Genomic DNA, 22,531 nt, shown 5'->3' with positions numbered 1-22,531 from the left:
CTATTTTCGGTGGGCCATGCGCATGAACAGCACATAGAGCAACGCGCCCACCGCAGCGCCGATCAGCCAGCCGAGATTGTTCGGCGGCAGGAGCTTGAGCATCTGCGTCGACAATTCCCACCCGACCGAAATCACGCCCGCCACGAGCAGCGCCGCGAGCCCGACCTTGTTCCAGCCGCCGTCGTAGTAGAAACGTCCGCCGGGCTGCATCGTGTAGAGCTCGGCGGTCCTCACCTGCTGGCGCTTCACGAGGTAATAGTCCGACATCATCACGCCGTACATCGGCGCGAGCACGGCACCGAACACGGACACGAAAATCGTGATCGCCTTCGGGCTGTCGACGAAGATCCACGGGCACACCATCACCGCGAGAATCGACGCAATCAGGCCGCCCTTCTTGAAGTCGACGTGCTTCGGAAACAGATTGGCGATGTCATACGCGGGCGAGACGAAGTTCGCGACGATATTGATGCCCATCGTCGCGATGATGAACGTGATGCTGCCGATCGCCACCCACACCTTGTTCTCGATGCGCGAGACGATCTCGACGGGGTCCATGATCATCGTGCCGAACACCTTTTCGCTGCCCGCCGTGACGATCACCGTGATGATTGCGAACGCAACGAAATTGAACGGCAGCCCGAGAAAATTGCCGATTTTCATCTGCCGCTCGCTCTTCGCGAAGCGCGAGAAGTCGCCGAAATTCAGGAGCAGCGCCGCGAAGTAGCTCACGACGAGCAGGATCGCGTTGATCATCGCGTGCAATTGCTCGTCGCCGGTGAGCACCTTGCCGGAGAGCGTGAGATTCAGGCTGCCGAGACCCGCGCGATAGAGAATCCATCCCATCAGCACGAACATCACGACATACACCGCCGGCCCGCAGAAGTCGATGAACTTGCGGATGATCTCCATGCCGCGCTGAAAGATGATGAGCTGCAACAGCCACATGAAGAGAAAGCCCACCCAGCCCAGCAGGTCGAGCCTGAGGAAGCTCGTGTCGCGCCAGGCGGCGACGGACGGCACGAACAGGAGCAGCAGCGTCACGACGGCCTTCGACGCGAAATACGTCTGCACCCCGTACCACACGATGCCGACCACGCCGCGAATCAGCGCGGCGAGATTCGCGCCCATCACGCCCATCGAGACGCGCGCCATCACCGGGAACGGGATGCCGTGCCTGAGGCTCGGCTTGCCGACCCAGTTCATCAGCACGTAGACCACGAGAATGCCGATGGTGAGCGCGAGCAGCACCTGCCAGCCGGAGATGCCGAGCAGAAAGAGGCTCGCGGCGAAGGTATAGCCGCCGACGCTGTGCACATCCGACATCCACATCGCGAAGATGCTGTAGCCGGTCCAGGTGCGCTTCGCGCGCGGCACGGGAGCGAGATCGTGGTTGTAGAGGCGCTCGTCGGCGTTGACGATTTCGGCGTCGGCGCCGAGCGCGATGTCGTCGGCGGAGGTTGCGTGGGATGCGGCCATGATGTCCTCCAAAGCCTTCGACGGGCTCGTGTTATGTACTCAGAGTAATGCATCAAAAACCGAAGGTGAAACCGCGTGCGCGCTGCGCCGCCGCACATTAAAGTCCGGCCGTGCGGCTGCCGTTATGCGGAGCATGAGAAAAAAACGCCTTGATTCACGGGATATGAACCTCGCCTTCGCCGCCGCGGCCGAGGCGCTCGCGCTGTTCTGCCGGCTGCGCAACGTCGATGCGGCCGATCTGCCCGCGCGCGAAGTCGACGTTATCCTCGATCTTGCGTTCGAGGAAGCCGCGCAGCAGGCCGCGGCGCGCACCGAAGTCCGCCGGGCAGGCTGACGCGCGCGTTTCGACCTCTGCGCTGCGCGATGCGCTCACAGGTGCGAAACTTGCTCGTACCGCGTGGTGGTTCATAAGGGATGGGCAGCGTTCGCGCCGCGGAGGTCCCATGTCGAAGATACTCGGCCCTGTGCTGGGCCCGCAGGTAAGAAGCGTCGCGCGCCATCCGCTCGGCTTCGCGATACGCACGGTGAAGGCCTTCCGTGCGAACCAGGGCCTGCTGCTCGCGGGCGCCGTCGCGTACTACGCGCTGCTGTCGATCGTTCCGCTGCTGATCCTGATCGTCATCGTGCTGTCGAAATTCGTCGGACAGCAGGCCTTGCTCGACGCGCTGACGCATCTGCTCGAATGGCTCGTGCCGGGCCAGGCGCGCGCGATCGTGCACGAGCTCGCGAATTTTCTGGCGCATCGCGCGGTGCTCGGCTGGCTGCTGCTCGTCACGATGATCTTCTTCAGCTCGCTCGCCTTCACGGTGCTGGAGAACGCGATGTCGGTGATCTTCGTGCATCGCGTCGCGATCCGCCGCCGGCATTTTCTGCTCTCGGCGCTCCTGCCTTACTGCTACATCCTGTTTCTCGGCGTCGGCATGCTGATCGTCACACTCGTCTCCAACGGCCTGCAGGCGATGGGCACCAGCAGCATCGATCTGCTCGGCGTCGAGGTGTCGCTGAAGGGCGTGTCGCGGCTCCTGCTCTATCTGCTCGGCTTCGCGGGCGAGATCTTCGTGCTCACGTCGATCTACATGGTGATGCCCGTCGGCCGGCCGTCGATACGGCTCGCGCTGCTCGGCAGCATCACCGCCGCCGTGCTCTGGGAAATCACGCGGCACTTTCTCGTCTGGTACTTCGCGACGCTCTCGCAGGTGAGCGTCGTGTACGGCTCGCTGACGACGGCGATCGTCGTGCTGTTCAGCCTCGAAGCGCTCGCGACGCTGCTGCTCTTCGGCGCGCAGGTGATCTCCGAGTTCGAGCGCTTCGGCATCGAGGGCGATGCGCCGCCGCCGCGCTTCACCACCGATTGAAGCGGTGCAGCATGTTTTCCTCGCGCGCGTGCGCTACAGTGGTGCGCCCTCCCAAAGCGCGCTGCCGATGTCCAAGCTCACGTCCGACGCCGCCTCATCCGCCGCGCCATCGCACGGCGCGCGCCTCGTCGTTTTGACCGTCGTCGCGATGCTCGCCTTCGCGGGCAACTCGCTCCTCTGCCGTCTCGCGCTCAAAGGCACGCAACTCGATGCGGCAAGCTTCACGCTCGTGCGGATCGCATCGGCGGCGCTCGTGCTGTGGGCGATTCTGCTCGCGCGCGGCGGCGGAGGCCAAAGCATGCGGCGTGCGGGGAGCTTTCTTTCGGCGCTCGCGCTGATCGGCTACGCGGTGACGTTCTCCTATGCGTACGTGCGGCTCGCGGCAGGCACCGGCGCGCTGCTGCTCTTCGGCGCCGTGCAGGCGACGATGATCGGCTATGGCATCGCGATCGGCGAGCGCCTTGCCGCGATCCAATGGCTCGGCCTGCTGCTCGCGCTCGCCGGGCTCGTGTGGCTCGTCCTGCCGGGGCTGGCCGCGCCCGATCCGCTGTCGTCGGCGCTGATGATCGCCGCTGGCGTCGGCTGGGGCGTCTACTCGCTGCGCGGGCGCGGCCAGGCCGATCCGGTCGCCGCCACGGCGGGCAACTTCGTGCGCGCGCTGCCCTTCGCGATGGCGGTGTCGGCGCTCGCTTTCGCGCACGCACGCTTCGATGCGCCGGGCCTCGCCTACGCCGCCGCTTCCGGCGCGGTGACGTCGGGGCTCGGCTACGTCGTCTGGTACGCGGCGCTCAAGAGCCTGAGGCCCGCGACGGCCGCCACCGTGCAACTGAGCGTGCCCGTCATCACTGCCGCCGGGGGCGTGCTGCTGCTCGGCGAGACGCTCACGGCGCGGCTCGTGGCAAGTTCCGTCGCGATACTCGGCGGCATTGCGCTCGTCGTGTTGCCGAAGCGCCACTGACGCGATCCGCCGCTTTCCCGCTGAACCGTGCCGGTGGGCACGTTCACGCACCGCCGTGCTTCGTATGTGCGCAAGCTCACATACGTCCGGGAACTTCCTCTGAAGAATGATGCATGCGCGATCCATCAAACGGGGCAGGAACGGTAACTGCTGAGATAGGGCGCGAATATGCATCGCCGTCGCGTGGCGCCATGCGGGGAAAGCGCCGTGCGCCGGTATGTCGGGCGCTGCGGGAGTGCGCCGCGCAGACATCGGAGAAAGCGTTCGCGACTTCGTTGTCGACGCCTCATCGCCGCCCCTGATTGTCGCGGTATGTGGTGCGAGTTACATTGATTGGCAAAAATGGGCCGGACAGCGCAGGCTGGACCGGCAACCCGCTTTTATGCCCGACGAAGCCGCAACGCGTTCGAATGTTCATACGATGAGACGCGCCGCATCGCGCCATCCGGCTGTAGCGGACCCGGCGCGCGCCGTGCGTTCGCGCTGGTCCGCCGTCCGACGAATAGGTTCTGGAGAGCGCTGTCATGCCTCAGCACGCAAAGCTAACCGAAGAGAGCATCGCGGACCACGCGAGTCCTGCGAATGATCCGACTGTCATCAACTTGCCCGAGCCTGCAATCGATTTCTCAGACGAAACTGAACCCTCGCGCATGCCGCAGCGCTTCGGCCGTCTCGCGCTGTGGATGGCGTCGGCGAGCGCGCTCGGCATCGGCGTGCTCGGCACCGTCGCGTACGGCATGTGGTTCAACCATGACCAGCGCGTCTACGCCGAAGCGATGGCGAGCGCGCGCAGGACGCTCGGCATCGATCAGCCCGCCATCGCCGTGCGGACGGAGTCGTCGGGCATCGTCGAAACGCCCTTGACGACACCGCCGCCGCCCGGCTACACGAACAGCTACGCCACGACCGACGCGCCGATGCCCGCCGATACCACCGCAGCGCTCGCGGACAACGCGCCCAGCCCCGACGCCGCCGACGAGGTCACGCTCACCGATGCGTCGGACGGCGCAGGCGTTGCCGGCGCGGCCGCCCTGGTGACGGCCGCGGCGGCGTCCGCCCAAACGCAATCCCGCCCGCAGGTGGATGCATCGTCGGCCGCCGCGCCCGCGCAGAGCGCCGCCGTGCAGCGCCGCCGCAATCCGCCGGGGACGCAGCAGGCCGCGGCGAACCGCGCCAACCCGTCCGCGCAGGCAAGCAGGCATCAGGCACGCGCGAAGTCCGAGGGCGGCCTGTTCGCGCGCATGGGTGCGTTCTTTCATCGAGTGAGCTATCGACACAATGTTCCGACCCGTCAGCGAGAGGAGTATTCCCGTCCCTGAAGAGACGCTGGCGAGCCGCGTGCGGCGCGCCTTGCAGCGCGTTCGCGTGCCCGGCCCCACCCCGCTCGCGGGCGCCGCGCTGCTGTGTCTGCTGATCGGCCTGCTGTTCCTGGCGTTGCAGGTGCGCGCGATCTTTTCCGCGCAACTGCAGCAGGAATATGTCGGGCTCGTCCTCGAAGCGGTCGAGCGCGCGGATGCCGCCCGCGCGGCTGCGCTGTCCCTGCAGAACACCTCCGACGACGACGTGCAGCATCGGGCCGCCTATCGCGAGGCGCGCATCGAACTCGCGACGCGCCTCGCCGCGCTGCACGCGCTGGTTTCGTCCAGTCCGATGTCCACGCCCGCCTTGCCCTCCGCCGTGCTCTCGCCCGCGGCCGCCCTCGGCGACGCGAGCGCCGCGCTCGATTCCGCGTACGCCTGGTGGCGCACCGAGCGCGACCGGACGAGCGCCGATGTGCGCGATCGCATCCTGAGCGTGTCGCACACGCTGATCGCGCTGTCGGCGATCGTCTTCGGCGTGCTCATCACGGCGCTCGGCATGTATGCGAAGCGCAACCGGCAGCTCCTCGGCATCTCGAACGAGTTCGAGCAAGCGTCGCTGCACGATCCGATGACGGGCCTGCCCAACCGCCGCAAGCTCTTCGCCGCGCTCGAAGATGCGGCCAACGCGATCGCGACCGGCACGCGCGGCTCGGCGCGCATCGCGGTGCTGTATATCGACCTCGACGGCTTCAAACGCGTCAACGACACGCACGGCCACCGCATCGGCGACGAATTCTTGATCGCGGTGTCGCGGCGTTTCCGTCAGACGGTGCGCGGCGGCGATCTGGTGGCGCGCATCGGCGGCGACGAGTTCGCGCTGCTCGTGCGCCAGTTCTCGACCGATGGCGAGCTCGCCGCGATCGCGCAGAGGATCATCGCGTGCGTGGCCGAAACCGATGCGCAGATGGGATTGTCGATCGTGCGCGCGAGCATCGGCATTGCGAGCTTTCCGGATCGCGTCAGCGATTACTGGCGGCTCGTCGCCGCCGCCGACGACACGATGTACACCGTCAAGCGCAACGGCAAGAACGGCTACGCGTTCGCGTCGGCGCCCGTCGCCGAGTGACGCGCGGTTTCAGGCCGCCGCGCGCAGGTCCTCTTCGCCGCCGAGCGCTTCCGTCACGTCCGCGAGCATCCGCGCGAGTTCGCCCGTCATCAGGATGAAGTCGGACTCGAAACGTTCGTCGTCGTTCGCGGCGGTGGGATCGGCGGCTTCCTTGATGACGTCGAGCGGACTCACGCGCTTGAGCGTGAGCGACGGCGTCAGCACGAACGACACGCGGTCGTTCCAGGTCATCGCGAGACGCATGCACTGCTTGCCCGCTTCGATATGGCGGCGCATGTCTTCCGTTTCGAGCGCGTGGCCGACATAACGGACCGTCGCATTGCCTTCGCCGGTCGAGCGCAGCTCGGTGTCGCGATCGAGCGTGAAGCCCGCGGGGCCTTCGCCCGACAGCAGCCACTCGGTCATCGCGGACACGGGCGAGCGCGCGGTGCGCACGCTCGCGAGCGGCAGATCGGTGACGGACTTCACGAGCAGGCCGATGATGTCGTCGCACAGCGTCGCCGATGACGAATCGATCGCGAGCCAGCCGTTCACGGGATCGATCCACACGCGCGTGTCGCGGCGAATGCTGAAGGCGCGCGGGAGCAGTTCGTCGGTGATCTGCTCTTTCAGTTCCTTCATCTGCTTGCGGCCGGGTTTGAAACCCTGCTGCTCTTCGAGTTCGGCCGCGCGCTCCTTCACGAACTGCGTGACGACTGATGCGGGCAGCAGCTTTTTCTCCGCGCGATAGACGATGAGCATCTGACGGTTCGCAGTGTAGACGAGTTCATCGTCGCCGCGCGGCGCGACCCAGCCGCGCCGCTCGTTTTCGACGCTCGACGCCGCGCTGAACGCGAGCGGCGCGAGCCATTGCTGCATCTGATGCGGCGTGACGGACCAGTGAGCGGGAAGACGGTGAAGCTGAAGATTCTTGAACCACATGGCGCGGGATTTCGATGTAGTCGGAGGGGGCGCCATTCTATACGAGGTGACGTCAATCGTTCGCGCGCTGTTTTCCCGGCACGATCCGCCACTTCAGATTCACCCCCGCCGCCGCGAGCAGAATCAGCACGGCCCCGGCCACTTGCGGCCACGCGAGCCGCTGCCCGAACGCGAGCCAGTCGACGACGATCGCCACCACCGGATAGATGAACGACAGCGCGCCCGTCGTCGCGGTCGGCAGCTTCTGGATCGCGCCGTAGAGCAGCACATACATGAGTCCCGTGTTCACGACGCCGAGCACGACGAGATCGGACCAGCCGGACATCGACGCCGGCGTCTGATCGAAGCGCGCGAACGGCGCGAGCATCACGATGCCGAAGAGCACATGCAGCATCGCGATCAGATGCGGCGGCGTGCCCTGCAAGCGCTTCGTGACGATCGACGATATCGCGTACAGGAAGGCCGCACCGAGCGCATACGCAATGCCTTCGAGATACTCCCCCGGCATGGCGAGCACGGCGGGCTCGACGCGCACCACCATCACGAGCCCGATGAACGCGATGCCGAGCCACGCGAACGTCGACGCCGACACGCGCTCGCGCAGGAAGACGATACCCAGCGCGACGAGCATGAACGGCTGCGTGTTGTAGACGGTCGTCGCCATCGAGATCGACGCGCGCGAGTACGCGGCGAAGAGCAACAGCCAGTTGCCGACGATCGCCACGCTGCCAAGCGCGACGAGCGCGATCATGCGCCACGAGAAATAGCGCTTCTTCAACAAGCCCAGCGCCGCGCACACGGCGATGAGCGTCGCCCCGCCGAACACGCAGCGGAAGAACACCACGTTCCACGGCGTCTGCCCCGACGACACCACGAGCCAGCCGATGGTGCCCGACATCAGCATCGCGACCGACATCTCGATCGCGCCGCGGCGAACGTCGTTTGCATTCGATGCACCCGCAAAGCGCACATTGATTCTTTCGGTATTCATTTCGTCCCTGCCCTGCAAGTTTCGATGCGTTCAAGTCTATCGATGCGCTCCGCCCAAAACCATGCCTAAAATTAGGCGCGTACACCTTTTGACCTCTGAATCGAAGGCCGCCATGGCAAAGAACCTGATTAGCCCGTCGCACGCCGATATCGACGCCATCGATCGCGAGCTCATCGGCGTGCTCGCGAGCGACGGACGCATCGCGATCAGCGAGCTCGCGAAGCGCGTCGGACTGTCGGCGCCGAGCACCGCCGAGCGCGTGCGCCGCCTCGAAACGCAAGGCGTCATTCGCGGCTTCACCGTCGATATCGATCCGCGCGCGCTCGGCTATACGCTGCAGGCCATCGTGCGCGTGCAGCCGCTGCCGGGGCAGTTGCATCTCGTCGAGGAGGCGATCCGGCGCATTCCCGAGTTCGTCGAATGCGACAAGGTGACGGGGGACGACTGCTTCGTCTGCCGCCTGTGGCTGCGGTCGATCGCGCATCTCGACGACATTCTGTCGCGCGTGACCGAGCGCGCCGCGACGAGCACGGCCATCGTGAAGGCGACGCCGATCGAAAGACGCCTGCCGCCGCTAGCCTGAGCATTCTGGACGTTTTTACCGCAGACGAACGGCGTTACACTAAGAGCGCTTGAAAACGCATCACAGGCTATGCGCGAGAGGAGCGGACATGAGTGACTTCGACGCCAGCAGCACCTTCCGCGGGCTTCCGTTGACTCCCGAACAGGATGCCGAAGTGCGGCATTACATCAAGAAGAAAAGGCAGCGCGGCGAGCCGTGGGAGACGCCCGAACTGGAGGCGATGCTGCAGGACATGCTGGAGCCGCCCGGCGACGAGGACGCCCTCGCCGACGACGGCACCGAAGAGGAAACGCGCGCGGTGGCGGAACGCGCGTCGGCGTTCATCGACGAAGGCATGGACCCGATCGAGAACAGCGAGGAATGGCACGCCGCGATGGAAGCCGAGGCGATGAAAGGGCCAAGACGCTGAGTCCACGCGCGACGTTCGCGCAAAAAAATGCGCCGGTCGATGCCGGCGCCGCATGCATTTAATTCACCTTGCACTGCACGTTCAATGCCTGTGCCGCCAGTCGCGCGGCGGATGCGTATCCAGCCAGCGTGCCTTCGGGTTGTGGATGTGCGGATGCCGGTGATGCATCACGATAACCACCGCGACGCATAGCACCAGGACGACTCCCGCCATCAGGCTGATCATCGGCTCGGCCATCGCTATCTCCTCGTTCATGAAAGGGGCGATGCCTCTATTCTACGCGCTGATTTCCGATGCCGAATCGCGCGCCACGCGCAAGCTATCCACGAAAGCATCTAAGCGAAGCGACGACGGCAAGAGCGTCCCGCGTCCTTGTGTCCTATAGTTTTTGCACGTGTGCTTCGAAAGTCGGCAAACCAACTGGGAGACGCAGCATGGCGACCTGGAAACCGGATCCGAGCTTCTACCCTTCCCCGCGGCTCGCGGCAAAGGCGCCGCGCGAAACGCTGGCCTACGTCGCGACGTTCGATCCCGAGCGCAAGTCGCCGGACAAGATCGCCGTGGTCGATGTCGATCCCGATTCGCCCGGCTATACGAAGATCGTCGGCGAGATTTCGATGCCCGATACCGGCGACGAGCTGCATCACTTCGGCTGGAACGCGTGCTCGTCGTGCCTCTGCCCCAATGCGCCGCATCCGCACATGGAGCGGCGCTATCTCGTCGTGCCGGGGCTGCGCTCGTCGCGCATCCATATCATCGACACGAAGCCCGATCCGACGAAGCCCGTCATCGTGAAGACGATCGAGCCGGAAGAACTCGCGGAAAAGACCGGCTATACGCGCCCGCACACCGTGCATTGCGGGCCGGGCGGCATCTATATCACCGCGCTCGGCAACGCCGAGGGCAAGGCGCCCGGCGGCGTGCTGATGCTCGATCAGCAGAGCTTCGATCCGCTCGGCCGCTGGGAAGTGGATCGCGGACCGCAACGCCTCGCGTATGACGGCTGGTGGCATCTCGGCTACGACACGATGGTCACGAGCGAATGGGGCACGCCCGACACCTTCGAGCAGGGCCTCGTGCCCGAGCTGCTGCTCGGCGCGAAGTATGGGCGCAAGCTGCATTTCTGGGACTTCACGAAGCGCAGGCACATTCAGGAGATCGATTTCGGCGACGAATATCAGCTCGTGTTCGAACTGCGCCCGGCGCACGATCCGACCAAGGCCTACGGCTTCGTCAACTGCGTGATCAGCCTGAAGGATCTGTCGTCGTCGATCTGGACCTGGTATCGCGACAAGGACAAATGGGCGGTGAAGAAGATCATCGACATTCCCGCCGAACCCGCCGATGCGTCCTTGCTTCCGCCGCTTTTGCATGGCTTCGGCGCGGTGCCGCCGCTCGTCTCCGACATCGATCTGTCAATGGACGACCGCTTCCTCTACGTGTCGTGCTGGGGCACGGGCGACATGCTGCAATACGACGTGTCCGATCCGTTCGCGCCGAAGCTGACGGGCAAGGTGCGCATCGGCGGCGTGGTCGCGCGTGCGACGCATCCGGGCGCGTCGAACGGCGCATTGAACGGCGGCCCGCAGATGGTCGAAGTGAGCCGCGACGGACGCCGCGTGTATTTCACGAACTCGCTCTACGGCGCAGTCGATGCGCAGTTCTATCCGGAAGGCATCGAGGGATGGATGGTGAAACTCGACGCCGATCCGAACGGCGGACTCGCCGTCGACGAGAAGTTCTTCATCGACTGGCCGAAGGGACAGCGGCCGCATCAGATCCGGCTGCAAGGCGGCGATTGCTCGTCGGATTCGTACTGCTATCCCTGACACGCCGCGAGCCGCCTTGCATGGACGCCGCATCGCCCGCGCTCCTCTATACCGCCGCGGGCCTCGGCGCGTTTCACGGCCTCAATCCCGCGATGGGATGGCTCTTCGCGGTCGCGCTCGGCTTGTACGCCCGCAGCCGCCGCGTCGCGCTCGTGTCCCTGGTGCCGATCGCACTGGGTCATGCGGTGTCGGTCGCGCTCGTGCTCGCGGGCGCGCTCACGCTCGGCGCGGTCGTCGGCCATGACGTGCTCGCGCGCGCGTGCGGGGCGCTGCTGATCGGCTGGGGCGTGTGGCGGGCATGGCGCGGCCATCGCGGACGCCCGACCGTCGGCATGCGCACCGGGCTTGCGGGGCTCGCGCTGTGGTCCTTCGTGATGTCGAGCGCGCACGGCGCGGGCCTGATGCTCGTGCCGGCGCTCCTGCCGCTTTGCACGGGCAAGGTCGCGGCGGGTGCGTTCGAAGCCAGCGCGCTCGCGCTGACGGTGCACACCGGCGCGATGCTCGCGGTGATCGCCGTGATCTCCATGTTCGCGATGTCCGTTCAGGAACGCGGCGGACTCGGCTTCCTGCGAAGCGGCTGGATCAACGTCGACTGGCTGTGGAGCGCAGCGCTGATCGGATGCGGCGTGTTTCTGTTCGTGTAGTTTCGACACCGCCTTCGGGCATCGTTCGCGCGCCGGAAAAATCGCATTTTGCATACGTTATGCGCGATGGCATTTTGCATGCATCGCGCAAAATTCAATCGCGCCGCGAGACTTCTTCCGCGCTCGGCAGCGCCGCCGTGCTCCATCCACCGCCCAGCGCCTTCACGAGCGCGACGCTCGCCGCCATGCGCCGCCGCTCGATGCGCACCGCCGTGCGCTGATCCGACAGCACGATGGCCTGCGTCACCACCACGCTCAGGTACGTGATCGCGCCGTTCTCGTAGCGGTTGCTCACCTTGCCGAGCGCGCGTTGGGCGGCATCGACCGCATCGCGCTGCGCCTCGCTCTCGCGGCGCAGCACTTCCAGCGCGTTCAGGTTGTCCTCGACCTGCCCGAAGGCGGTCAGCACCGTTTGCCGATAATCGGCGACGCTCTCGTCGTAAGCGGCGCGCGCCGCATCGCGGGCCGCGGCGCGGCCGCCGAAATCGAGCACCGTGAACGCGAGCTGCGGCCCGAGCGACCAGAATCGGCTCGGCGCTTCGAGCCACGATGTGAAGCGCGTCGCTTCCAGACCGCCCGTCGCGGCGAGCAGCAGATTCGGGAAGAACGCCGCCGTCGCGACGCCGACGCGCGCATTCGCGTCGGCCACGCGCCGCTCCGCCGCAGCGATGTCCGGGCGCCGTTCGAGCAGCGCGGACGGCACGCTGAGCGGCAACGCGGCCAGCGCCGCCGACGGATGCGGCGAATGGTCTTCATTGAGCGGCGCGACATCGAGCGTGAAGCGCGACGGCGCCTCGCCGACGAGAATCGCGATCGCGTTGACGAGGCTCGTGCGCGTGGTTTCGAGATCGATCAGTTGCGCCTGCGTCGCGCGCAACTGCTCTTCCGCCTGCGCGACGTCCGATTCCGCCGCGACGCCGCCCGCGAAGCGATCGCGCGTCAGCGCAAGCGCCTTTTCATACGCTTGCAGCGTCGCCTGCAACAGCCGCTCTTCCTCGACGGTGCCGCGCAATTCGAAGTAGCTCGTCGCGAGCTCGGCCTGCATCGAAAGAATGGCGCTTTGCAGATCCGCCGCGCTCGCCTGCGCCTGAGCACGCCCGCCTTCGACGGCGCGCGAGATGCGGCCCCACAGATCGGGCTCCCACGAGATCTGCGCATCGATCAGATAGTCGGGCACGGTGATGCCCGCGCTCGACTTGTACAGCACATTCGACGACACGCGCGACTGATTGAACGCCGCATTCGCGGTGACGGTCGGGAAGTACGCCGAACGCGCTTGCGCCGCCGCCGCGCGGGCGCCACGAAAACGCGCGGCGGCTGCGGCCACCGTCTGGTTCGCGGTCGCGACGCGTTCTTCGAGCGCATCGAGTTGCGGATCGCCATACACTTCCCACCACGGCGCGCGTGGTTTGCCGTCCGCGGGTTGCGCGGGCTTCCAGTCTTGCGATGCCATGACGGATGCGGCGGCGGGCGCATCGAGCGGCATCGGCGATTTGTATGCGGCGGGCACCGTCATCTCGGGCCGAACATAATCCGGCCCCACCGCGCAGCCTGCCGACGCGGCGATAGTTAGCCATGCAACGAGTCGAAGCGATGCGCGCATCATCACGACTCGCTTCCTTCGGACTTCGCGGCGCCGCCACTCGCACCCTGACCTGAGCCAGCATGGCCGATCCGCACCGTCGCACCATCGACGATCGAATCGGGCGGATTCACGATCACGCGTTCATCGCCGTTCAATCCGGAGACGATGGACACGCGCGTGCCATAGTCGGTGCCGAGCGTGATGGGCAGAAGCTTCACGCGATTGTTCGCATCGACGCTCGCGGCATGCACGCCATCGGGGCGAAACAGCAGCGCGTTGCCCGGCAGCGTGTATGAAGGATTCGCGCTCGTGAGACGAAAGCGCACCTGCGCATAAGCACCCGCGAGCAGTTCGCCGGCCGGGTTCTTCACATCGACCTCGACGCGCATCGTGCGCGCGACCGGATCGACCGCGCCCGCCGTGCGCACCGTGACGCCCTCGAACTTGCGATTGCGGTCTTCGTTGAGCAGCAACTCCGCGGGCAAGCCGACGGTGACCATTCGCGCATAAGCCTGCGGCACATCGACGAACACGCGCAACGTCGACGCATCCTGAATGTGAAAGAGCTCGCGACCCGCCGCGCCGCTGCCCGCGTCGATCAGTTGACCCACATCGGTATTGCGCGCGGTCACGACGCCATCGAAAGGGGCATAGATCTTCTGGAACGACACGAGTTGTTCGAGCCGCGACACGTTCGCCTGCGCCGCATTGAACGCCGCTTCCTTTGCGAGCATGTCGCCCTGCTTCTCATCGGTTTCCTGACGCGATACCGAATTGTTCTTCAGCATCTGCGACCAGCGCTCGGCCGTCGTCTTCGCGAGCAGATAATTCGCGCGCGCCGTTTGAGCATCGGCGCGGGCCTGACGAAGCTGATCGTTGATTTCGGGCGCATCGATCTCCGCGAGCAACTGGCCCTTCTTCACTTTCGTGCCGATATCGACGGTCCATCGCTTCAGATACCCGCTCGTGCGCGCGAAAATCGGGGCATCGGAGAATGCGCGTATATCGCCCGCGAGCACGAGATCCTGCGACGCCTTCATGCGCGCCGGCTTGATGACCTCGACCGTCTGCACGCCATGCTCGTTCGCATCGCGTTCGAGTTCCGCATGCGCCGCACGCCGTGAAAGGATGCCTTGCGCGACGAGCGCCACGACCACCACGAGCGCGATCACGAGCCACACGCGCCCTCGTCGCCGGTTGCCCGATCGTTGCGACACCTGCTCTTCCATGCTCACTCCGCCTGCTGTTCGATTGTTATTGCGCTGCTTCTTTGGCCATCACGCCCGGACCTTTGCCACGCGCTTCCATGCGCCGATAGATCATCGAGAACACGACCGGCACGAAGAACAATGTCGCGACCGTGCCGACCATCAGGCCGCCGATGACCGCGCGCCCGAGCGGCGCGTTCTGCTCGCCGCCTTCGCCGAGGCCGATGGCCATCGGCACCATGCCGATCATCATCGCGAGCGCGGTCATCAGCACGGGCCTGAAGCGCGTATAGCCCGCTTCGAGCGCGGAGCGCACCGCATCGCCGTGCTCGGCGAGCGCCGTGCGCGCGAAGCTCACGACGAGAATGCTGTTGGCCGTCGCGATGCCGATGCACATGATCGCGCCCGTCAACGCGGGAATCGACAACGTCGTGTGCGTGAGGAACAGCATCCACACGATGCCCGCGAGCGCGCCCGGCAATGCCGTGATGATGATGAACGGATCGAGCCACGACTGAAAATTCACGACGATCAGCAGATACACGAGCACGACCGCGAGAATGAGCCCGAACGCAAGACCGGAGAACGAGCCGTTCATCGTCTCGACCTGACCGCGCATCTCGATCGACGAACCCTTGGGCAACTCGCCGCGCGCTTCGTCGATGATGCGCTGCACGTCGTCCGATACCGCGCCGAGATCGCGCCGCTCGGTGGTCGCATACAGATTGATGGTGGTCTGCGCGTTGTAGTGATACACGACCGCATCGCGCGCGCCGCGCGAGAGCGTTGCGAGCGCGCCGAGAATATTGGTCTTGCCGCTCGCGGACGTGACCGGAATGTTCGCGACCGATTGCAGCGAGTTCATGTCGTATTGCGGCGCCGTCGTGATGACCTGATAACTCACGCCGTTCGCGGGATTGAGCCAGAACGTAGGCGTCGTCTGCTGGCTGCCCGACAGCGTGATCAGCAGGTTGTTCGCAACATCGCGCTGCGTGAAGCCCGCTTGCAGTGCTTTCGTTCGATCGACTTCGACATTGATCGCGGGCAGGTCGGACGGCTGCTGGATGCGTGCATCGACGAGACCCGGCACGCGGCGGATCTTTTCCAGCAAACGGTTCGCGAGTGCGCGATTGCCGCGCACGTCGCGTCCGGTGATCGATATATCGATCGGTGCGGGCACGCCGAAGTTGAGAATCTGGCTCACGATATCGGCGGGCAGAAAAGAGAACGTCACGCCGGGAAACGCTTGCGGCAGGCGCTTTCTCAGTTCGCGGATATAGCCTTCGGTCGGCGCGTGATCTTCGTTCAGGCTGATGAGCACGTCGGCATCGGCGGAACTGATCGTGCCCGTGTTGTTGTACGAGAGATTGATGCCCGACACCGGCAGGCCCATATTATCGATGATCGAGCGGATCTCGCCACGCGGAATCAATTGCCTGATGCGCGCATCGACACGATCCGTCAACGCTGCCGTTTCCTCGATACGTGTGCCGGTTTTCGTGCGCATGTGCAGCGCGATCACACCCGAATCGACCGACGGAAAAAAGTCACGTCCGAGGAACGGCGCAAGCGCGAGCGACGACACGCAGCACAGCAGAAACAATGAGGCGAAGCATCCGGGATGCGCGAGCCGGGCTTCGAGAAAGCGTCGATAGCGACCGCGCACGGATTCGAAATGACGCTCGAACGCGAGATGAATGCGCACGAACGGATTGCGCGAGCCCTTCATCGATTCGACATCGCCGCCCATATGCTCGTGATAGCGCAGCAGATACTTCGCGAGCGTCGGAATCAGCGTGCGCGAGAAGAAGTAGGATGCGAGCATCGCGAACACGACCGCCTCGGCCATCGGCACGAAGAGGTAATGCGCGACACCCTTCAGCAGGAACATCGGAATGAACACGATGCAGATGGACAGCGTCGAGACGAGAGTCGGCACCGCGATCTGCTGCGCGCCGTCGAGAATCGCCTGCTCCAGTTCCTTGCCCTGCTCCAGGTTCTGGCTGATGTTTTCGATTGCAACGGTCGCATCGTCGACGAGAATACCGACCGCGAGCGCCAGGCCGCCCAGCGTCATGATGTTGATGGTCTGCCCGATCGCGGAGAGCGCGACGATCGACGTGAGCATCGAGAGCGGTATCGAGATCGCGATGATGAGCGTCGCGCGCCAGCTTCCGAGAAAGAGCAGGACCATCAGCGCCGTGAGGCCCGCTGCGATCACCGCTTCGCGCAATACGCCCGACACCGATGCGCGCACGAAGAGCGACTGATCCGCTACGGGCTCGATCTTCAGCGACTCGGGCACCATGCCGCGTAACGTGGGTAGCAGGTTCTTCACGCGCGCGACGATATCGAGCGTCGATGCGTTGCCGCTCTTGTTGATCGTGAGTAATGACGCGCGCGTGCCGTCCACGCGCACGATATTCGTCTGCGGCTGAAAGCCGTCGCGCACATGCGCGACGTCCTTGATATAGATCGTGCCGCCGGGGCCGGTGCGAATCGGTATGTCGTTGAGACCTTCGATCGAGCCCGGGCTCGCGTTCAGGCCCACCGAGTATTCGGTCGAGCCGATCTTGGTCGTGCCCGTCGGGAGAATGAGGTTCTGCGCGCTGATCGCGTTGACGACATCGGTCGGCGCGAGGTTCTTCGCCTGCAGCTTGCGCGAGTCGATATCGACCATGATCTGCCGCTGCTTGCCGCCATAAGGCAGCGGCACGGACGCTCCCTGCACGGTCGCAAGCTGTGTCTTCAGGAAGCTATTGCCGAAGTCGTAGAGTTGCTGCTCCGTGAGTTCCGCCGATGACAACGCGAGCCGCAGAATCGGCACCGTCGATGCATTGAAGCGCAGGATGTTCGGCGGCGTGATGCCCGGCGGCAATGAGCGCAGTTGCGTCTGCGAAAGCGCGGTGATCTCGGCGATGGCTTCGTCGACATTCGCGTTCGGCTGAAAGTAGATGCGAATCACCGCGATGCCCGGCAGCGATTCCGACTCGATATGCTCGATGTCATTCACCGCCACCGACAAGCCGCGCTCATAGTTGAGCGTGATGCGGCGCTCCATCTGATCGGGCGGCAAGCCCGTGTACGACCAGATGACACTGACGACCGGAATATCGATGTTCGGAAAGATATCGGTTGGCGTGCGGACGATGACGAGCGGACCGATGATCAGCAACAGCAGCGACAGGACGATGAACGTGTACGGGCGCTTGAGCGCGAGTCTGACGATCCACATCGAAATTCCGCCTGCCCCGTTTGGTGTTCGTTATTCGAATACTGTTGGATGCTCGAATAGGTCCGAGCAAACGCACTCGCTACGATGACACACTTGAAGCTTACAAAACAATTTGCGCAAACGGTTGCGCGGGTTTATGCGGAAGATATTCTGCTGAAGAATGCGTGGCCGCACCGGGATCGGAACTACACGCTCCAATTGATGGGAAAAGATAACGCCCCGCGATGTGCGGGGCGCTCGATGTCGATATGACTTAAACGGCTGCGGGACGCATATCGACGACGCGTTTCGCCTTGCCGGTCGCGGTCGTCGGCAGTTCGCCCGAATCGAGCACGCGCACTTGCGTCGATACGCCGACCATCGTCTTGACGCGATGCTGAAGCTCGCGCGACAAGCCGGTGCGATCGCTGTCGCTCAACGTCGCGCAGACTTCGGCACGCGCTTCGACGGACACCGACAGCGAATCCATGTGCCCTTCGCGCGACACGCACAACTGATACTGACCGCTCAGGCGCGGAATCGCGAGAATCAGTTCCTCGATCTGACTCGGGAACACGTTCACGCCGCGAATGATCAGCATGTCGTCGGAGCGGCCCGTGATCTTCGCGAGGCGGCGCATCGAACGCGCGCTCGGCGGCAGGAGCGACGTGAGATCGCGGGTGCGGTAGCGGATCATCGGCATCGCTTCCTTCGAGAGCGACGTGAAGACGAGTTCGCCCGTGCTGCCTTCGGGAAGCACTTCGCCCGTCACCGGATCGATGATCTCGGGATAGAAATGATCTTCCCAGATCGTCGGACCGTCCTTCGTTTCGATGCATTCGCACGCGACGCCCGGCCCCATGATCTCCGAAAGGCCATAGATGTCGAGTGCCTGAATGCCCGCGCGCGTTTCGATCTCGCTGCGCAAGCCCTGGCTCCACGGCTCGGCACCGAAGATGCCGATCTTCAGCGACGTGCTCGCCGGGTCCATGCCCTGACGCGTCATCTCGTCGAGCAGATTCAACATGTACGAAGGCGTGACGAGAATGATCTTCGGCTCGAAGTCGCGGATCAGTTGCACCTGCTTTTCTGTCTGACCGCCCGACATCGGCACGACCATGCAGCCAAGACGTTCCGCGCCGTAGTGAATGCCGAGGCCGCCGGTGAAGAGGCCATAGCCGAATGCGTTGTGCAGCGTGTCGCCCTTGCGGCCGCCCGCCGCGCGAATCGAGCGCGCGGTCACGTTGGCCCAGGTGTCGATGTCCTTCGCCGTGTAGCCGACCACTGTCGGCTTGCCCGTGGTGCCGCTCGATGCATGCACGCGCACGACCTGATCGCGCGGCACGGCGAAGAGCCCGAAGGGATAGTTGTCACGCAGATCGGTCTTGGACGTCGTCGGGAAGCGCGCGAGATCGGAGAGCTCGCGCAGATCGTCGGGATGCACGCCGGCCGCATCGAATGCGCGGCGATAGTGCGGCACGTTCTCGTAGGCGTGACGCAACGACCATTTGAGGCGTTCGAGTTGCAAGGCCTGAAGCTCGTCACGGCTTGCGCGTTCGATCGGTTCCAGTTCGCTCTGCTGTGCAATGGATTGGACCACGGTTGTCTCCTGCATGAATGCTCGATAAAAGATGATGCGAATGCTTCAATGAAATCGCTGGGCCGAGTAACGCAAGCTCGCGATGAGCGGCGACGCGCGATAACGGTCTTCGCCGTAATGTGACGCGAGATGGAGCAGCACATCGTGAACGCGATCGATGCCGATCCGCTCGCCCCACGCGAGCGGACCGAGCGGATAGTTCACGCCCTTTTCCATCGCGAGGTCGAGATCGGCGCTCGTGCAGACGCCCTGATTCACGGCGTCCGCCGCTTCGTTGACGAGCATCGCGACCGTGCGCATCACGGCCATCCCTGCGATGTCTTTCAGCGGCACGACCGCATAGCCGCTATTCGTCAGTGCGCCGGCTACGGCGGCATACGCTTCGTCGGCGCATTGACGCGCACGCGTGAGCGCCACGCTTTGCGCGCTCGCATAGTCGAGCGCGAGATCGATCAGCACGACGTTATCGATGCCGAGCGCATGCGCGCGTTCGGTCGCGGTGCGGCCATCGGTGAGGAACAGGTAGGCATCGTCGATCTGCGCGATGAGGCCGGGCATGTCGTTGCGGCCGGCGTTCGCCTGCGCGATGCGCGCCTGCAAGTGCTCATACACCGGCGCGCTTTCACCGGGCACGATGGTCGAAGGCGTGCGCGTGTGCGTCTCGACGCGCGCGGCGGGCTTCGCCGCATCGGCGGCGTAGTCGTAGAAACCGCGGCCCGTCTTGCGGCCGAGAAAGCCCGCATTCACGAGCTCTTGTTGAATCAGCGAAGGCGTGAAGCGCGGATCGTTGAAGTACGCGTTGAACACCGATTGCGTGACGGCGAAGTTCACGTCATGACCGATGAGGTCCATCAACTCGAACGGGCCCATCCTGAAGCCGCCCGCATCGCGCATGACGACATCGATGGAAGCTGCATCCGCGCCCTGCTCGTTGAGCACGCGCAAGCCTTCCGCATAGAACGGCCGGGCAACGCGATTGACGATGAAACCCGGCGTCGATTTCGCATGAACGGGCTTCTTGCCCCATGCCGCCGATGTGGCGTACACGGTTTGCGCGACGGCATCGGACGTCGCGAGGCCGTGCACGACTTCGACGAGCGCCATCAACGGCGCAGGGTTGAAGAAGTGCATGCCGACCACGCGCGACGGATGCTTCAACGGCGCGGCGATCGCGGTGATCGAAATGGACGACGTGTTGGTCGCGAGAATGCACTCCGACGTCACGATGTTTTCGAGCTCGCCGAAGAGCGCGCGCTTGACGTCGAGCCGTTCGGCGACGGCTTCGATGACGAGCGCAGCCGTGCGCAAGTCAGAGAGGCTCGTGATGATGCGCACGCGTTCGATGGCTTCATGTCCCGCGGTTTCATCGAGCTTCTTCTTGTCGATCGAACGCTGCACGTTCGCCGCGATGCCGTTGCGCGCCTTGTCGAGCGCCTTCGCGTCGAGATCGTAGAGCAGCACGGTATGTCCCGCGAGCGCCGCGACTTGCGCGATGCCCGCGCCCATCGCGCCCGCACCGATCACGCCGACGATCGCCGATGTCTGGATGGCCTGTGTCATGTGGTGCGGCCCTCAGACGCGCTCGATCGCAATCGCGATGCCCTGCCCCACGCCGATGCACATCGTGCACAGCGCATAGCGGCCGTTGCGGCGCTCGAGTTCGTACATTGCGGTCGTCACGAGACGCGCGCCCGATGCGCCGAGCGGATGGCCGAGCGCGATGGCGCCGCCATTCGGGTTCACGCGGGGATCGTCTTCGGCGAGCCCGAGTTGACGCAGCACCGCGATGCCTTGCGATGCGAAGGCTTCGTTGAGCTCGATCACATCGAACTGATCGAGCGTGAGGCCCGTGCGCGCCAGAAGTTTCTTCGTCGCCGGCGCAGGGCCGATGCCCATGATGCGCGGCTCGACACCCGCCGTCGCCATGCCGATGATGCGCGCGCGCGGCGTCAGTCCATTGCGCTTCGCCGCTTCCTCATTCGCGATGATGAGCGCGCATGCGCCGTCGTTCACGCCCGATGCGTTGCCGGCGGTCACGCTGCCATCGGGGCGCACGACGCCCTTCAGCTTCGCGAGCGTTTCGAGCGAGGTTTCGCGCGGATGCTCGTCGCGATCGATCGCAATGGTTTCACCCTTCTTCTGCGGCACATTCACCGCGACGATTTCCTGCGCGAACGTGCCGTCGGCCTGCGCGCGTGCGGCGCGCTGCTGGCTGCGCAGCGCGAAGCGGTCCTGCGCATCGCGCGAGATGCCGAAGTCGACAGCGACGTTCTCTGCCGTCTCGGGCATCGAATCGACGCCGTACCGCTCACGCATCGCACGATTGATGAAGCGCCAGCCGATGGTCGTATCGAAGATATCGGCCGAACGCGAGAATGCGCTCGATGCCTTGCCCATCACGAAGGGCGCGCGCGTCATGCTCTCGACGCCGCCTGCGAGATAGAGCGAGCCATCGCCTGCCTTGATCGCGCGTGCGGCGCTGCCCACGGCGTCCATGCCCGAGCCGCACAGGCGGTTGATCGTCGAGCCGGGCACGTCGATGGGCAGGCCCGCCAGCAGGCCCGACATTCGTGCGACGTTGCGGTTGTCCTCGCCGGCCTGGTTCGCGCAACCGTAGATGATGTCGTCGACGCGCGCCCAATCAACCGATGCGTTGCGCTGCATGAGCGCGGTGATGGGCACGGCGCCGAGATCGTCCGCGCGGACGTCCTTGAAAACACCGCCGTAGCGGCCGATGGGCGTACGAATCGCATCGCAGATGAAGGCTTCAGTCATGACAAGTCTCGATGTGTTGGATGTTCGATTACGACGAAGCCGCGCAATGCTTGCATTGCTAACGACTTCGGCGTGCATTAGTGGGGAACGCTTCGGCTTCGCGCACCGTTGCGATGCGCGTCGTTCACAGGAATCAGGGACGGCGCTTAGCGCTCGTCGTAACTCACGACCACGCGCTCGCTGACCGGATGACACTGGCAAGTCAGCACGAAACCGTCGTCGATCTCGTGTTGTTCGAGCGTGTAGTTCTTTTCCATCTTCACTTCGCCTTCGAGCACTTTCGCGCGGCACGTGCAGCACACACCGCCCTTGCAGGCATACGGCAGCGCAAGTCCGGCCTTCAGGCCGACATCGAGCACGCTCACGCCTTCATACGGAAGACGCAGCTTGCGCTTCTTGCCATCGATGATCAGCTCCAGATCCGCCGCCGGCGTGTTCTCCGTGATCTCGATCGGCGGCACGCCCGCCTGCGGCAACGGCGAGCCGAAGCGCTCGACGTGAATCTGCTTCTGCGCGACACCCGAGTCCTTCAATGCCGCTTCGGCTGCATCCA

The 22,531-nt window shown here is 64.8% G+C and carries 20 protein-coding genes; 9 read left to right on the top strand and 11 right to left on the bottom strand.

The genetic code is table 11. The features are described 5' to 3' along the window. A complete protein-coding gene (locus tag AWB78_RS09210; protein ID WP_062604267.1) occupies positions 1–1,479 on the bottom strand; it encodes an NCS1 family nucleobase:cation symporter-1 in 1,479 nt (492 codons plus the stop codon). Between AWB78_RS09210 and AWB78_RS46395 the strand changes: the two genes are divergently transcribed. The 5 genes from AWB78_RS46395 to AWB78_RS09185 all read left to right on the top strand — a co-directional run bounded on the left by AWB78_RS46395 (position 1,478) and on the right by AWB78_RS09185 (position 6,219). Further along, positions 1,478–1,813, top strand: a complete 336-nt coding sequence (locus tag AWB78_RS46395; RefSeq protein ID WP_157697446.1) for a hypothetical protein — start codon at positions 1,478–1,480, stop codon at positions 1,811–1,813. The two genes, AWB78_RS09210 and AWB78_RS46395, sit on opposite strands and share 2 nt — an antisense overlap. Positions 1,814–1,922: 109 nt before the next feature. Next, a complete protein-coding gene (locus AWB78_RS09200; protein WP_062604265.1) occupies positions 1,923–2,834 on the top strand; it encodes a YihY/virulence factor BrkB family protein in 912 nt (303 codons plus the stop codon). A 67-nt stretch (positions 2,835–2,901) separates the two neighbouring features. After that, positions 2,902–3,792 (top strand): DMT family transporter, encoded by an 891-nt coding sequence (locus AWB78_RS09195; RefSeq protein WP_082883277.1) that lies wholly within the window; start codon positions 2,902–2,904, stop codon positions 3,790–3,792. Between the two features lie 524 nt (positions 3,793–4,316). Continuing rightward, positions 4,317–5,111: a hypothetical protein gene (locus AWB78_RS09190; protein ID WP_062604264.1), complete on the top strand. Its 795-nt coding sequence runs from the start codon at positions 4,317–4,319 to the stop codon at positions 5,109–5,111. Continuing rightward, complete coding sequence (locus AWB78_RS09185; RefSeq protein WP_374729453.1) at positions 5,071–6,219, top strand: GGDEF domain-containing protein; 1,149 nt, start codon at positions 5,071–5,073, stop codon at positions 6,217–6,219. Before AWB78_RS09190 ends, AWB78_RS09185 begins: the two co-directional genes overlap by 41 nt. Positions 6,220–6,228: 9 nt before the next feature. Here AWB78_RS09185 and AWB78_RS09180 read toward each other — a convergent pair whose 3' ends face one another. Together AWB78_RS09180 and AWB78_RS09175 are read right to left on the bottom strand one after the other, a co-directional pair. Next, positions 6,229–7,140 carry a recombination-associated protein RdgC gene (locus AWB78_RS09180; RefSeq protein ID WP_062604263.1) on the bottom strand — a complete coding sequence of 304 codons (912 nt, stop codon included), beginning with the start codon at positions 7,138–7,140 and terminating at the stop codon, positions 6,229–6,231. Between the two features lie 52 nt (positions 7,141–7,192). After that, complete coding sequence (locus AWB78_RS09175) at positions 7,193–8,131, bottom strand: DMT family transporter (RefSeq protein ID WP_062604262.1); 939 nt, start codon at positions 8,129–8,131, stop codon at positions 7,193–7,195. 112 nt (positions 8,132–8,243) lie between these two features. Between AWB78_RS09175 and AWB78_RS09170 the strand changes: the two genes are divergently transcribed. Beyond that, a complete protein-coding gene (locus AWB78_RS09170) occupies positions 8,244–8,714 on the top strand; it encodes an Lrp/AsnC family transcriptional regulator (RefSeq protein ID WP_062604261.1) in 471 nt (156 codons plus the stop codon). A gap of 88 nt (positions 8,715–8,802) precedes the next feature. Next, positions 8,803–9,123: a hypothetical protein gene (locus tag AWB78_RS09165; protein WP_062604260.1), complete on the top strand. Its 321-nt coding sequence runs from the start codon at positions 8,803–8,805 to the stop codon at positions 9,121–9,123. 81 nt (positions 9,124–9,204) lie between these two features. Here the strand turns inward: AWB78_RS09165 and AWB78_RS47590 are convergent, their stop codons facing one another. Beyond that, positions 9,205–9,360, bottom strand: coding sequence for a hypothetical protein (locus AWB78_RS47590; protein WP_198399243.1), 156 nt, complete (start codon positions 9,358–9,360; stop codon positions 9,205–9,207). Positions 9,361–9,557: 197 nt separating this feature from the next. Here AWB78_RS47590 and AWB78_RS09160 point away from each other — a divergent pair, with 197 nt between their 5' ends. Then, positions 9,558–10,952 carry a selenium-binding family protein gene (locus AWB78_RS09160; protein WP_062604259.1) on the top strand — a complete coding sequence of 465 codons (1,395 nt, stop codon included), beginning with the start codon at positions 9,558–9,560 and terminating at the stop codon, positions 10,950–10,952. Between the two features lie 20 nt (positions 10,953–10,972). Beyond that, positions 10,973–11,596, top strand: a complete 624-nt coding sequence (locus tag AWB78_RS09155; protein ID WP_062604258.1) for a hypothetical protein — start codon at positions 10,973–10,975, stop codon at positions 11,594–11,596. Positions 11,597–11,690: 94 nt separating this feature from the next. Here the strand turns inward: AWB78_RS09155 and AWB78_RS09150 are convergent, their stop codons facing one another. From AWB78_RS09150 to AWB78_RS09120, 7 genes are all read right to left on the bottom strand, one after another. Continuing rightward, positions 11,691–13,202 carry an efflux transporter outer membrane subunit gene (locus tag AWB78_RS09150; protein ID WP_062604257.1) on the bottom strand — a complete coding sequence of 504 codons (1,512 nt, stop codon included), beginning with the start codon at positions 13,200–13,202 and terminating at the stop codon, positions 11,691–11,693. Further along, a complete protein-coding gene (locus AWB78_RS09145) occupies positions 13,202–14,410 on the bottom strand; it encodes an efflux RND transporter periplasmic adaptor subunit (protein ID WP_062604256.1) in 1,209 nt (402 codons plus the stop codon). Before AWB78_RS09145 ends, AWB78_RS09150 begins: the two co-directional genes overlap by 1 nt. 25 nt (positions 14,411–14,435) lie before the next feature. Further along, complete coding sequence (locus AWB78_RS09140; RefSeq protein WP_062604255.1) at positions 14,436–17,624, bottom strand: efflux RND transporter permease subunit; 3,189 nt, start codon at positions 17,622–17,624, stop codon at positions 14,436–14,438. A 253-nt stretch (positions 17,625–17,877) separates the two neighbouring features. Further along, positions 17,878–19,218 (bottom strand): phenylacetate--CoA ligase PaaK, encoded by a 1,341-nt coding sequence (gene paaK, locus AWB78_RS09135; RefSeq protein WP_062604254.1) that lies wholly within the window; start codon positions 19,216–19,218, stop codon positions 17,878–17,880. Positions 19,219–19,248: 30 nt separating this feature from the next. Further along, a complete protein-coding gene (locus tag AWB78_RS09130) occupies positions 19,249–20,763 on the bottom strand; it encodes a 3-hydroxyacyl-CoA dehydrogenase (RefSeq protein ID WP_062604253.1) in 1,515 nt (504 codons plus the stop codon). A 12-nt stretch (positions 20,764–20,775) separates the two neighbouring features. Then, the gene (pcaF, locus tag AWB78_RS09125; RefSeq protein WP_062604252.1) at positions 20,776–21,978 is read right to left on the bottom strand and encodes a 3-oxoadipyl-CoA thiolase; all 1,203 of its coding nucleotides are present in this window, start codon (positions 21,976–21,978) and stop codon (positions 20,776–20,778) included. A 146-nt stretch (positions 21,979–22,124) separates the two neighbouring features. Then, on the bottom strand, positions 22,125–22,531 hold a 407-nt coding region (locus AWB78_RS09120), incomplete at its 5' end, for a 2Fe-2S iron-sulfur cluster-binding protein (protein WP_157697445.1).

This window comes from Caballeronia calidae (genome assembly GCF_900044055.2).
GTDB lineage: Bacteria > Pseudomonadota > Gammaproteobacteria > Burkholderiales > Burkholderiaceae > Caballeronia > Caballeronia calidae.
This window is presented reverse-complemented; position numbering and strand designations above follow the sequence as displayed.